General features: G+C 70.1%; 10 protein-coding genes. 7 read left to right on the plus strand and 3 right to left on the minus strand.

All coding sequences use genetic code 11. The annotated features are described in order from the left end of the window. Positions 1–171: 171 nt before the first annotated feature. Positions 172–2,229, plus strand: a complete 2,058-nt coding sequence (locus tag HUT18_RS27955) for an APC family permease (protein ID WP_176103297.1) — start codon at positions 172–174, stop codon at positions 2,227–2,229. 222 nt (positions 2,230–2,451) lie between these two features. After that, complete coding sequence (locus HUT18_RS27960) at positions 2,452–3,864, plus strand: class I SAM-dependent RNA methyltransferase (RefSeq protein WP_176103298.1); 1,413 nt, start codon at positions 2,452–2,454, stop codon at positions 3,862–3,864. A 523-nt stretch (positions 3,865–4,387) separates the two neighbouring features. Here HUT18_RS27960 and HUT18_RS27965 read toward each other — a convergent pair. Then, positions 4,388–5,023: a TetR/AcrR family transcriptional regulator gene (locus tag HUT18_RS27965; protein ID WP_176103299.1), complete on the minus strand. Its 636-nt coding sequence runs from the start codon at positions 5,021–5,023 to the stop codon at positions 4,388–4,390. A gap of 135 nt (positions 5,024–5,158) precedes the next feature. Between HUT18_RS27965 and HUT18_RS27970 the strand changes: the two genes are divergently transcribed. The 5 genes from HUT18_RS27970 to HUT18_RS27990 are packed head-to-tail and all read left to right on the plus strand — an operon-like array spanning position 5,159 to position 11,212. Beyond that, positions 5,159–6,304, plus strand: coding sequence for a VOC family protein (locus HUT18_RS27970; RefSeq protein ID WP_176103300.1), 1,146 nt, complete (start codon positions 5,159–5,161; stop codon positions 6,302–6,304). Positions 6,305–6,333: 29 nt separating this feature from the next. Continuing rightward, entirely contained in the window at positions 6,334–7,311 is a 978-nt protein-coding gene (locus HUT18_RS27975; RefSeq protein WP_176103301.1) for a fumarylacetoacetate hydrolase family protein, read from the plus strand. Between the two features lie 9 nt (positions 7,312–7,320). After that, complete coding sequence (locus tag HUT18_RS27980) at positions 7,321–8,898, plus strand: bifunctional 3-(3-hydroxy-phenyl)propionate/3-hydroxycinnamic acid hydroxylase (protein ID WP_176103302.1); 1,578 nt, start codon at positions 7,321–7,323, stop codon at positions 8,896–8,898. Next, positions 8,895–10,862, plus strand: a complete 1,968-nt coding sequence (locus HUT18_RS27985) for an acetoacetate--CoA ligase (protein ID WP_176103303.1) — start codon at positions 8,895–8,897, stop codon at positions 10,860–10,862. Before HUT18_RS27980 ends, HUT18_RS27985 begins: the two co-directional genes overlap by 4 nt. Continuing rightward, positions 10,859–11,212: a DoxX family protein gene (locus HUT18_RS27990; protein WP_176103304.1), complete on the plus strand. Its 354-nt coding sequence runs from the start codon at positions 10,859–10,861 to the stop codon at positions 11,210–11,212. Before HUT18_RS27985 ends, HUT18_RS27990 begins: the two co-directional genes overlap by 4 nt. Before the next feature lie 206 nt (positions 11,213–11,418). Here the strand turns inward: HUT18_RS27990 and HUT18_RS27995 are convergent, their stop codons facing one another. Next, positions 11,419–11,817 (minus strand): PIN domain-containing protein, encoded by a 399-nt coding sequence (locus HUT18_RS27995; RefSeq protein ID WP_176103305.1) that lies wholly within the window; start codon positions 11,815–11,817, stop codon positions 11,419–11,421. Continuing rightward, on the minus strand, positions 11,814–12,098 hold the full coding sequence (locus HUT18_RS28000; RefSeq protein WP_176103306.1) for a hypothetical protein: 285 nt from the start codon (positions 12,096–12,098) through the stop codon (positions 11,814–11,816). The genes HUT18_RS27995 and HUT18_RS28000 overlap by 4 nt, the downstream gene beginning before the upstream one ends. Positions 12,099–12,487: the final 389 nt, after the last annotated feature.

Below are 12,487 nucleotides of genomic sequence, written 5' to 3' on the forward strand. Positions count from 1 at the left end.
CACGCCCCGCAACACCGACACCCCGTGCGCAAAGCAGGGGTGACGGCGGCGCCGGAAACCCTGCCCACGTCGCCCTCGCGGCAACCGCGGCCCGGGCGACCGATGGACGTCTCGTCAAGAAAACATGAGCCGCTTTAGCGAGGCTCTGGCGCAAGCCTTACGATCCTCTGCGTGTCCAAACTGACCGACGTGCCCAAACGGATCCTCATCGGGCGCGCACTGCGCAGCGACCGGCTCGGTGAAACGCTCCTTCCCAAACGCATCGCGCTCCCCGTCTTCGCCTCGGACCCGCTGTCCTCGGTGGCGTACGCGCCCGGCGAAGTACTCCTGGTCCTGTCCATCGCGGGTGTGTCGGCCTATCACTTCAGCCCGTGGATCGCGCTCGCGGTCGTCGTGCTGATGTTCACCGTCGTCGCCTCCTACCGGCAGAACGTGCACGCCTACCCCAGCGGCGGCGGCGACTACGAGGTGGCCAACACCAACCTCGGCCCCAAGGCGGGTCTCACCGTCGCCAGCGCCCTGCTGGTCGACTACGTCCTGACCGTCGCGGTGTCCATCTCCTCCGGCGTGGAGAACCTCGGCTCGGCCATCCCGTTCGTGGTCGAGAACAAGGTGCTCTGCGCCGTCGCCGTCGTGGTGCTCCTGACGCTGATGAACCTGCGCGGCGTGAAGGAGTCCGGCAAGCTCTTCGCGATCCCCACGTACGTCTTCGTGTTCGGCGTGTTCGCCATGATCTGCTGGGGCGCGTACCGCGGTCTGGTCCTGGACGACACCATGCGCGCGCCGACCTCGGACCTCGAGATCCACCCCGAGCACGAGGGTCTCGCCGGATTCGCGCTGGTCTTCCTGCTGCTGCGGGCCTTCTCCTCCGGCTGTGCCGCGCTCACCGGCGTCGAGGCGATCAGCAACGGTGTCCCCGCCTTCCGCAAGCCCAAGAGCAAGAACGCGGCGACCACGCTGGCGATGATGGGCCTGCTCGCCGTCACCATGTTCTGCGGCATCATCGGCCTGGCCGCCGCCACCAAGGTGCGGATGGCCGAGAACCCGGCCAAGGACCTCCTCGACAAGGGGGTGCCGGTCGGCGAGGACTACGTCCAGGATCCCGTCATCTCCCAGGTCGCCGCGGCGGTCTTCGGCGACGGCACGTTCTTCTTCATCCTGCTCGCCGCGGCCACGGCACTGGTCCTCTTCCTCGCCGCGAACACCGCGTACAACGGTTTCCCGCTGCTCGGCTCGATCCTCGCCCAGGACCGTTACCTGCCGCGCCAGTTGCACACCCGCGGCGACCGGCTCGCCTTCTCCAACGGCATCGTGCTGCTCGCGGGCGCGGCCGCCCTGCTGATCGTGATCTACGGCGCCGACTCGACCCGCCTGATCCAGCTCTACATCGTCGGCGTCTTCGTCTCCTTCACGCTCAGCCAGATCGGCATGGTCCGGCACTGGAACCGTCACCTGCTCACCGAGAAGGACCCCGCCGCGCGCCGCCGCATGCACCGCTCGCGCGCGATCAACGGTTTCGGCGCCTTCTTCACCGGCCTCGTCCTGGTCGTCGTCCTGCTGACCAAGTTCACCCACGGCGCCTGGGTCGCCCTCCTCGGCATGGTCATCTTCTACGTGACCATGAGCGCCGTACGCCGCCACTACGACGCGGTCGCCGAGGAGATCTCCGCCCCCGAGACCCCCTCCGACGACATCGTCCGCCCCTCGCGGGTCCACTCGATCGTCCTGGTCTCCAAGATCCACCGGCCCACCCTGCGGGCCCTGTCCTACGCGAAGTTGATGCGCTCGGACACCCTGGAGGCGCTGAGCGTCGACGTCGACCCGGACGAGACCAAGGCCCTCAGGGCCGAGTGGGACCGCCGCGGCATAGACGTACCGCTGAAGGTCCTCGCCTCGCCCTACCGCGAGATCACCCGGCCCATCATCGAGTACGTGAAGAGCCGCCGCCGCGAGTCCCCGCGCGACGTGGTCAGCGTGATCATCCCCGAGTACGTCGTGGGCCACTGGTACGAGCACCTGCTGCACAACCAGAGCGCACTGCGCCTCAAGGGCAGGCTGCTGTTCACCCCCGGTGTCATGGTCACCTCCGTCCCGTACCAGCTGGAGTCCTCGGAGGCCGCCAAGCAGCGCGCCCGCAAGCGTGCCGAGTGGAACGCGCCCGGTTCGGTCCGCCGCGGCCCCGTCGAGAAGCGCCCGAAGGACACGGCAAAGACGAACGGCAAGGGCTGAGCGGAGCGGCCGGGGCCGGGTGGCAAGGGCCGGAGGCAGCCGGAAACCGCTGGTGGTGATCGGCGGTTCCGGGCGGGCCTAGACTGGTGGGCTGGCGTCGGTGTCGTCACGTCGAGGCGGATCACGGGGTGTGCGCAGTGCACATGCCCCGCCCCTCACCGGCGCGCCCGCAGCCAGCCAGTCGACCGGCCGTCCTTCCCCGTAGCTCTGGAGCCACCCCGCATGTCGTCAGAACCCAGGAAATCTCCGGTGGGCCGGGACAACTCGGCCGCGGGCCAAGGGAAGTCCGCGGCGGGGGAGGCCAAGCCCGCGGCAGGAGAGAAGACGTCGCTGGTGGGCCAGGAGTTCGAGGTCGAGGTCGGCCCGGTGGCCCACGGCGGCCACTGCATCGCGCGGACCGAGGCGGGCCAGGTCCTCTTCGTACGGCACACGCTGCCCGGCGAGCGGGTCGTGGCGCGGGTGACCGAGGGCGACGAGGGCGCGCGCTTCCTGCGGGCCGACGCCGTGGAAATCCTCGAGCCCGCCAAGGACCGCGTAGCGGCGCCCTGCCCGTACGCCGGCCCCGGCCGCTGCGGCGGCTGCGACTGGCAGCACGCCAAGCCCGGCGCCCAGCGCCGCCTCAAGGGCGAGGTGATCGCCGAGCAACTCCAGCGGCTCGCGGGCCTCACCCCCGAGGAGGCGGGCTGGGACGGCACCGTCATGCCGGCCCCCGGCGACAAGCTCCCCGCGGGCGAGGTGCCCGCCTGGCGGACGCGGGTGCAGTACGCGGTCGACGCGGACGGCCGGGTGGGCCTGCGACGGCACCGCTCCCACGAGGTCGAGGTCATCGACCACTGCATGATCGCGGCCCCCGGCGTCGACGAACTCGGCATCGAACGCCGCGAATGGCCGGGCATGGACACAGTCGAGGCGATCGCCGCGACCGGCTCCCAGGACCGTCAGGTCATCCTCACCCCGCGCCCCGGCGGCAGGCTCCCTCTGGTCGAACTCGACCGCCCCGTCTCGGTGTTGCGCGTCCACGAGCGCGACGGCAGCGTCCACCGCGTCCACGGCAGGCCCTTCGTCCGCGAACGCGCCGCCGACCACACCTGGCGCGTCGGCGCCGGAGGCTTCTGGCAGGTCCACCCGCAGGCCGCGGACGTCCTGGTGGAGGCGGCCATGCAGGGCCTGATGCCCCGCAAGGGCGAGATGGCGCTCGACCTGTACTGCGGAGTCGGCCTGTTCGCCGGCGCCCTGGCCGACCGCCTCGGCGACAAGGGCGCCGTCCTCGGCATCGAATCCTCCAAGCGCGCGGTCGAGGACGCCCGCCACAACCTCCAGGACTTCGACCGCGTCCGCATCGAACACGGCAAGGTCGACTCGGTCCTCCCCCGAACCGGCATCACCGAAGTAGACCTGATCCTCCTTGACCCGCCGCGCGCGGGCGCCGGCCGCCCCACTGTGGAACACCTCGCCTCGCTGGGAGCACGTCGCATCGCGTATGTGGCGTGCGACCCGGCGGCGTTGGCGCGGGACATCGGGTATTTCGGTGAAGTGGGGTATCGGGTGCGGACGTTGAGGGCGTTTGATTTGTTTCCGATGACGCATCATGTCGAGTGCGTCGCGATCCTTGAGCCTGCCGAAAAGGGTCGCTGACCTGGCGTTTCTCCGAGTGTGCGTTATGGGCGTTACGTGCGTTAGGTGCGATACCTTGACGCATATTCGACGCACGTGACGCACGATTGACGCACGGACGGCGCGGTTTCTGATGGGTCGTCATGCGTGATTGGCGACCGCCGGGCGGAGCCCTCGGCTGGGTGGCGGTGGGCACCTTGAAGTGGCCGGGACGCTGGCTGCCGAGCTGTTGACTGCCTCTGCCTGTCCGCCTCTCGACAGTGACGTTCCGTGATGCGAGGTTCGCGCGCTCGTGAGGGGGCGTCCGCTGGGTCAACTGATCAGGCAGGCCGGTTCGTGGATGCGGCGTCCGGGGCGAGCTGCTTCCTCCACTGAAAACCCTGCTGGACAGGGCCCTGGAAGATCCCATCCCGCTGGAGAACGTCCCCGAGGGGCTGCACCTGCGGTCCGTCACCACCACGCGGGACGGAATCGACGCCGCCTTCGCCGGCCGTTCGGTCGCCTTTCGGCAGGGTTCGTCCGCCGCCGGGTAGGAGTGGTCGTCTCAGGCGGGGCCGGGGAGGGGGCGCCGGGCGACCTCGTGGGCGTCGTCCGGTGGTACGCCCAGCATGCGCAGGACCATCTCGGCCAGGTTCACCGCGGCCTCGTCACCGTCCAGGTCGGGGCGGGTGAACCTCAGCTCCACCAGGGACAGCAGGGTGCCGCCCAGTGCGGACAGGGCCACAGTCGGGTCGGCGACGGTGAAGCGGCCGGAGGCCGTGCCGACCTCGATGTCACGCAGCGCCCGCCGGGCCAGGCCGTTGTCCGAGTGGATGTGACCGAGGCCCCGACGGCGCAGGACCTGCATCAGTTCGGGGTGGGAGTCGGCCATGCGTGCGCTGAGGCGGAAGCCCGCCGCGACGAGCTCCGCAGGGTCGTCGATCTCCGCCAGGCGCTGGTCGAAGTTCCGGCCGTACTCCTCCAGGGCGTCCACCACCGCCGCCTCGAACAGCTCGGCCTTCGACTCGAAGTGGTTGTAGAAGGAGCCGAAGCCCACGTCGGCACGCTCGGCGATTGCCTGGATGCTGATGCCGGTGTCCCCGCTGTCGGCGAGTATCTGCCGGGCGGCGCGAATGAGCGCGCTACGGGTCTCCGCGCGACGTCGCTCGAATCGGTTGCTGGGCGGGGCTGACGTAGGCATGCGCAAAGTCTAACCGCGCAGGCGATGGCGACTGCAGTTCTGATGTATCCATCATTTTCTGCCGGGAGCATCTTGACGACGGAACTGTCAAAGTTGATGATTTCCTCATTACGGCAATGTTGCTCGGAGGGCACCATGTCTGAAACACGCGTCCACGGGGCCGATGCCAAGACGGCCCACCAGGACCTGCACAGCGAACAGGGAGCCCTGCGGGGCGAGCATCCCGGCCGCTCCCGGAATCCCGTGATCAAGGTCGCGGACCTGGCCTGGCTGGAGTTCGAGAAGCCCGACCTGAGGCGGGCCGAGGTCTTCGCCCGGGACTTCGGCTTCCAGGTCGCCGCGCGCACCGAGAGCGAGCTGTGGCTGCGCGGCACGTTCGCCGGCTCGCCGTGCATGGTGATCCGGCGCGGGCGTACGTCCCGCTTCATCGGCCCGGCGTTCCGTGCGGAGGAGCGGCCCGATCTGGACCGGCTGGCGCGGGCCACCGGGTCCGACGTGCGTGACGCGGACGTGCCCGGCGGCGGAAAGGCTGTCGACCTGCTCGATCCGTCCGGCTTCCCGGTGCGGGTGGTGCACTGCGGCGAGCAGCTGCCGGCGCTGCCCGAGCAGCCGCCGCTGCTGCTCAACTTCGGCACGGACCATCGTCGTACGAACGCCACGCAGCGCCCGCCGCGCGAGCCGTCCCGGATCCAGCGGCTGGGCCACGTCGTCCTGGAGACCCGCGTGTTCGGCCGGGCCCTGGACTGGTACCTGGACACGCTGGGGATGATCGTGTCCGACTTCCTCTTCCTGGACGGGCAGCGCGACCGCGGTCCGACCATGGCGTTCATCCGCTGCGACCTCGGCAGCGTGCCGGCCGACCATCACACGCTGGCCATGCACCTGGGACCGGGGACCGGTTATGTCCACTCCGCCTACCAGGTCACCGACCTGGACTCGATCGCCGTCGGCGGCGAATACCTCAAGGAACGCGGATACGAGCGCAGCTGGGGCGTTGGTCGGCACATCCAGGGAAGCCAGCTCTTCGACTACTGGCGTGACCCCGACCGCTTCATGCTGGAGCACTTCGCCGACGGCGACCTGTTCTCCAGCGACGTCGAGCCCGGGTGGGCGCCCATGTCGACCAGCGGTCTTGCCCAGTGGGGTCCACCGGCCACGCGTGACTTCCTCGGCGCGAGTCCCTCCCCGCAGCGGGTCCGCGACGTCATCCAGGCCCTGCGCGGCGACAACGAGATGGACCCGGCGCGCCTGCTGGGCCTGCTCAGAGCCGCCAAGTCCTGAACCCCCAATCCCCTCACGAAGGTACTGACATGAGCACCAACGTCCTGCGCACCGCCGACGGATGGTGGGTCGTCCGTCCCCAAGCTCTCGACTCCGCTCGAGCAGGGGAGACCCCAATCCACCGGGCCATCCCTTTCGACACCAAGGCCACCACCACCGCCGAGCTGATCGCCGACCGTGACGCCGTACGAGAGGCGGCACGCTCGACCGAGGCGGGCACGCCCGTTGCCGACCTGGCCGTCCTCTCGCCGGTCACCACCCCCTGCCGGGTGGTCGCCCAGATGGTCAACTACCGCAGCCACGCCCGTGATTCGGGCTTCACGGGCGACATCCCGCCCGCCTTCTTCCGCAAGGCGTCCGGCTCGGTCAGCGGACCCGGCGACACCGTCGTACGGCCCTCGCACGTGAAGTTCCTCGACTACGAGGTCGAACTCGGGCTCGTCATGGGCGCCACCCTGCCCATCGGCACCACGGTCGAGGAGCGGGACCTGCCGTCGTATGTCGCCGGGCTCGTCGTCACCAACGACGTCAGCGCGCGCGACGTCCAGCTGACCAAGACGCAGTTCTACGAGAGCAAGTCCTACCCGACCTTCACGCCGACCGGCCCGTACCTCGCCCTGCTGGAGCCGGAGGACTTCGCCCATCTCCTCGACCTCAGGCTGAAGCTGTCGGTCAACGGCGAGCTGCGCCAGGACCGCACCCTCGCCGACATGATCGTCCGCCCGGCGCAGGCCCTCACCCTGCTGGCTCGATTCCAGACCCTCGACCCCGGCGACCTGCTGCTGACCGGCACGCCCGGCGGCACGGCCCTCAAGGCCCCGCCGAAGCCGGTCGAGAAGATCGGCGCGCTGCTGCCGCCCGCCATGAAGTGGAAGGCGTTCTTCAAGTCCCAGGCGAAGAACCCGCACTACCTGCACGCGGGAGACGTGATCACAGCGACGATCGCGACCCCGGACGGCCGGATCGACCTCGGCGAGCAGCGAACCTCCGTCACGGACGCGAAGTAGGGGCATGAGGTGAGCCGCACCGAACAGCAGGTACGCGTGGTGATCATCGGCGCGGGACCGGTGGGCGTGACCGCCGCCCTCCTCCTCGCCCGGCGCGGAGTGCGCACCGTCGTCCTGGAACGCCACCGGGACGTCTACCCGCTCCCGCGCGCCGTCGCCACCGACGACGAGGTCCGCAGGATCCTCCAGGCCGCGGGCGTGGGGGAGGAGTTCGCCGCGATCGCCCGCCCGGCGAACGGACTGCGGCTGCTGGACGCCCGGCACCGGGTGATGGCCGAGTTCCGCCGTGCCGAGCACGGCCGTCACGGCTACCCGCAGACCAGCATGTTCGACCAGCCCGAGCTGGAGCGACTGCTCCGCGACGCCCTCGCCCGGAACCCGCAGTGCGAACTGCGCGGCGGCGTGGAGGTCACCGGGGTCGCCCCGGACGGCGCAGGCCCCGTGCGCGTGACCTACCGCGATGACGACGGCGAGCACGAACTGTGGGCCGAGGCGGTCCTCGGCTGCGACGGGGCGAACAGCCTCACCCGCGACGCCATCGGCGCCGTATGGGAGGACCTGCGCTTCGAGGAACGCTGGACCGTCGTCGACGTCCGCACGAACGCCGACGTCCGCTGCTGGGAAGGCGTCGACCAAGTCTGCGACCCACACCGCCCGGCAACCTTCATGCGCGTCGGCGAGGACCGCTACCGCTGGGAGTTCCGGCTCGAGGGCGGCGACGAGCCGGTCCGCGAGCTGGTCGCGCCATGGCTGCCGCCCTCCGACGACGGTGACTTCGAGGTCGTCCGCGAGACCCAGTACACCTTCCGGGCGCGCATCGCCGACCGGTGGCGCAGCGGACGGGTCTTCCTCCTCGGCGACGCCGCCCACCTCACCCCTCCGTTCGTCGGACAGGGGCTGTGCGCGGGACTGCGGGACGCCTACAACCTCACCTGGAAGCTCGCCCGCGTCCTGGGCCAGGGCGGCGACGAGCGGCTCCTGGACACGTACGAGAGCGAACGCAAGCCGCACGCCCGCCACGTCATACGGCTCGCGGTCGCGATGGGCTGGGCCATGACCGGCGGCCAGGACAGCGCCGCAGCACTGCGCCGCAGATTCCTGGCCGCGGCCTGCCGCATACCCGGCCTGACGGAGCTGGCCGGCCGCGACCTCAGCCCGCCCCTGACCGCCGGACCCCTCGTCCGACGCCGCATCCGCAGGGGCCTCGCGGGCACCCACTGCCCGCAACCATGGATTACCACCGGCGGGCGGCGGACCCGCCTCGACGAGCTGCTCGGTGACTCCTTCACCATCCTGACCGCCACCGAACCCTGGCCCGCACTGAACGCCCTCGCCCATGCGCTCGGCGCCCGGACGATCTCTGTCACCGGCCTCGGCGACGACGGCACCCTCGCTGCCTGGCTGCGCGATGGCCGGGCGGATGCCGTGCTGCTGCGCCCCGACCGCGTCGTCGCGGACGTCGTCCCGACAGGGGGAAGCGACTTCACCGACACCGCCACCTGGGCGACTCTCCTGCACACCACGCGCAGCGCCCTCCCCCTTCAACAGACCGCCGAGAAAAGCCTGCTGAGGAGCGTCACACGATGACCGGGCCGGACCCCTTCACGACCCCTGACCCCAAGGCCGTCGCGAACAGCCGCATCATGGACTTCGCCCGCCACACCGGAAGGGACGGCACCGACTACACCGCCCTGCACCGCTGGTCGGTCACCGACCTGGAAGGCTTCTGGGGCGCGGTGTGGGAGTACTTCGACATCGACTCCGACACCCCGTACGAGCAGGTGCTGGCCGAGGAGCGGATGCCCGATGCCCGCTGGTTCACCGGATCGACCCTCAACTACGCCCACCACGCCCTGCGCGACCTGGCCGACGAGGACGTGGCGATCATCGCCCTCGACGAGACCGGCTCCTGCTGCGAGGTGACCGGGGGCCGCCTGCGCGCCCAGGTCGCCTCGGTGGCCGCGACCCTGCGCGAGCTGGGTGTGGGCCAGGGCGACCGGGTCGTCGGCTACCTGCCCAACACCCCGCACGCGATCGTCGCGTTCCTCGCCGCCTCGAGTATCGGCGCCGTGTGGTCGGTCTGCGGGCAGGACTACGCGCCCCAGGCGGCCGCCGACCGCTTCGCCCAGCTCGAACCCACCGTCCTGATCGCCGCCGACGGCTTCCTCTTCAACGGCACCACCCACGACCGCCGCGAGGCCGCCGGTGAACTGGCCGCGCACCTTCCGACGTTGAAGGCGACGCTGCTGGTGGACCACGTGGGCCTGTCGTGGCCTTCGCGAGCGTTCCCGTCGCTGGTGGTGCCGTGGGAGGACGCGGCCACTCGCGCCGAGGAGCTCACGTGTACGCCGGTGCCGTTCGACCACCCTCTGTGGGTCGTGTTCTCCTCCGGCACCACCGGTCTGCCCAAGGGCATCGTCCACGGTCACGGCGGCGTCCTGCTGGAGCACCTGAAGACCCTCGGCCTGCACTCCGACCTCGGCCCCGGCGACCGCCTGCTCTGGTACACCACCACCCACTGGATGATGTGGAACCTGGTCGCCTCCACGCTGCTCACCGGCGCCACGACCTGCACCTACGACGGCAGCCCGGCACCCTTCGCCCAGCTCGACGTCCTGTGGGAGCTCGCCGCACGCCACCGGGTGACCGTCTTCGGCACCAGCCCCCAGTACCTGCTGGGAATGGCCAAGTACGGCATCGACCTGTCCCGGCACGACCTGTCGTCGATCCGCGTCGTCGGCTGCACCGGCTCCGCCCTGCCGGCCTCCGCCTACCCCTGGGTCCGCGACCACGTCGGCGACCACGTCCTGCTCGCGTCCGTCAGCGGCGGCACGGACGTGGTGTCCGGCTTCGCGGGCAGCGCGCCCAACACTCCTGTCTGGGCGGGGGAATTGTCCGCACCTCATCTCGGCGTGGCGCTCGTCGCGTACGACGGCGAGGGCCTCCCGGTCGTGGATCAGGTGGGCGAGCTGGTCGTCACCCGTCCGATGCCGTCGATGCCGCTGTACTTCTGGAACGACCCCGACGGCAGCCGCTACCGCGACGCCTACTTCTCCTCGTACCCTGGCGTATGGCGGCACGGCGACTGGATCACCGTCACCGGTCACGGATCGGTGATCGTCCACGGCCGCTCCGACAGCACCCTGAACCGCAACGGCGTACGCCTGGGCAGCGCAGACATCCACGACGTCGTCGAACGCCTCCCCGAGATCACGGAAGCCCTCGTCATCGGAGCAGAAGAACCCGACGGCGGCTACTGGATGCCCCTGTTCGTGGTCCTCGCCGCCGGGGTGAGCTTGGACGACGCCCTCCGAGAGAAAATCAAGGAAGCGATCCGTACCGGCGCCTCACCCCGCCACGTCCCCGACGAGATCATCGAGGTGCCGGGCATCCCGCACACCCGCACCGGCAAGAAACTCGAAGTCCCCGTCAAACGCCTCCTCCAGGGCGCCCCCGTCGAGCAGGTCGTCAACCCGGCAGCCGTGGATGCCCCCGACCTCATCGACCACTTCGTCCGCCTGAGCACCGAACGCCGGAGGCGGCCGGCGTGACCACCGCACAGATCACCCTCGCCGTCGCGCTGTCCCTCGTCCTCGTTCCGCTGGGACTGGGGAAGATCGCCGCGGTGCCGTTCATGCGCCGGGCGGCAGCGCACCTCGACATGCCACCGGGCCTCTACCGCGTCGTCGGCGCCCTGGAGGTGGCCGGAGCCGTCGGACTGCTGCTCGGACCGGCTTCCGCCCCGCTCGGGATGGCCGCCGGCATCGGGCTGGCGCTGCTGATGACCGCGGCCGCGGTTGTCCACCTGCGCCACGGCGATCCGCCCGTGCGGGCCCTACCGGCCGCCGTGCTTGCCCTGACGGCGGTGGCATACGCCGGGGCGACGGTCGCAGCCGACTGACGTCCGAAATGTGCGCCGTCGCGACGCGTGAGACCTCGTCGCCCCCGACGGATCACGGACCGTCCTCCGACTCCTCGGCCAGCTTTGCTCCGAACGTCGTCGCCAACCGAGCAGGGCAGGACACCATCGGTTCACGCTCGCCGGGAACGTCTTGGTGGTCGATCCGGAGGGCACGGGTCACGCCGTGCTCGGCGAACCGGCGCGGATCAGACTTTCTCGGCGGTCACGCGGGGGTGATCGGCGGTGAGCATGGTGATGTCCTCTACATCGGACGTCAGGATCGTGACTCGGCCAGGCTGAGCGAGGGCGGTGGCGCAGAGCATGGCGTCGATGGCGTACTTGTGGCCGTGCATTCCGGCCGCGCGCAGCAGGGTGGCGGCGGACTGGGCGAGTGCCTGGATGACCGGCTCGACCCGCAGCCGGGACAGCGTCCATTTGAGGGCGGCGTCGTTGATCCGGGGGTGGATCACCTCGACAAGGACTGCGGCTGAGGTGATCACGGGTAGGTCGGCGTCGCGGGCGGCGGTGAGCCACTCGTGGACCTCGCGGTCGCGTCGCACGGCTTTGGCCAGGCCCTCGCTGTCCAGGATCAGGGCGCCGCTCACGCGGCCGCACCGGCATCGGAGGAGGTGCCGCCGGTGAGCTTCGCGCGCTTGGCGGCCACTGCCTCCGGGTCGGCGGGGCCGAGGGCCTTGTCGAAGTCGGCGATCAGCTCGTCCAGGTTGTCCCGCTCGATCTGCCGCTGCGCGGCCTTCTCCAGGAACGCGGACACACCCCGCTTGCCGACCCGCTCACGGATCGCTTGCAGGGTGCCTGCCGTGAGGGAGACGGAGATGCCGCTGGTGGGGCCGTCGCCGGGAGGAAAGTCGGTGTCGTCGTCAGCCATGGCACGAGTATGGCATTTCAAATGCTATACGGCGAGATCCTGGCCCCGTGGAGGGCCAGGGATCTCGCTGCGGTGTGCGTCAGAGATCGCACGTAGCGCCCATCGCGCACGTCATGCACATTGATCTTGCGCCCGTTTTGTGTATCGCACGCCGCTGACCTGCGGTTTTCGATTGGAGGCTTGCTCGAACTGTTTCCGGTCATTCATCGGGTCAAGTGGGCATTCTCCGGTTGAGAGTGGACTGACCTGCGATGTCATGCTGAAGCGGCCGCCAGGCCGACTGTGGGTCACTACGCCGCTCGGAATTCCTGACGCTCAAACGGCGCTCGTCCTGAGTAGCCGTCAGAGCTGCAAGCGGCAGCGCTTGGTGCACCCTCGTGATCAGCGGA

The organism is Streptomyces sp. NA04227 (assembly GCF_013364195.1).
In the GTDB taxonomy this organism is placed as follows: Bacteria; Actinomycetota; Actinomycetes; order Streptomycetales; family Streptomycetaceae; genus Streptomyces.

Excerpts from the sequence above, each read along its gene's own strand:
- HUT18_RS28000 (WP_176103306.1), bottom strand. The coding sequence starts at position 12,098 with ATGGCTGACGACGACACCGACTTTCCTCCCGGCGACGGCCCCACCAGC.
- HUT18_RS27975 (WP_176103301.1), top strand. The coding sequence starts at position 6,334 with ATGAGCACCAACGTCCTGCGCACCGCCGACGGATGGTGGGTCGTCCGT.
- HUT18_RS27985 (WP_176103303.1), top strand. The coding sequence starts at position 8,895 with ATGACCGGGCCGGACCCCTTCACGACCCCTGACCCCAAGGCCGTCGCG.
- HUT18_RS27970 (WP_176103300.1), top strand. The coding sequence starts at position 5,159 with ATGTCTGAAACACGCGTCCACGGGGCCGATGCCAAGACGGCCCACCAG.
- HUT18_RS27965 (WP_176103299.1), bottom strand. The coding sequence starts at position 5,023 with ATGCCTACGTCAGCCCCGCCCAGCAACCGATTCGAGCGACGTCGCGCG.
- HUT18_RS27960 (WP_176103298.1), top strand. The coding sequence starts at position 2,452 with ATGTCGTCAGAACCCAGGAAATCTCCGGTGGGCCGGGACAACTCGGCC.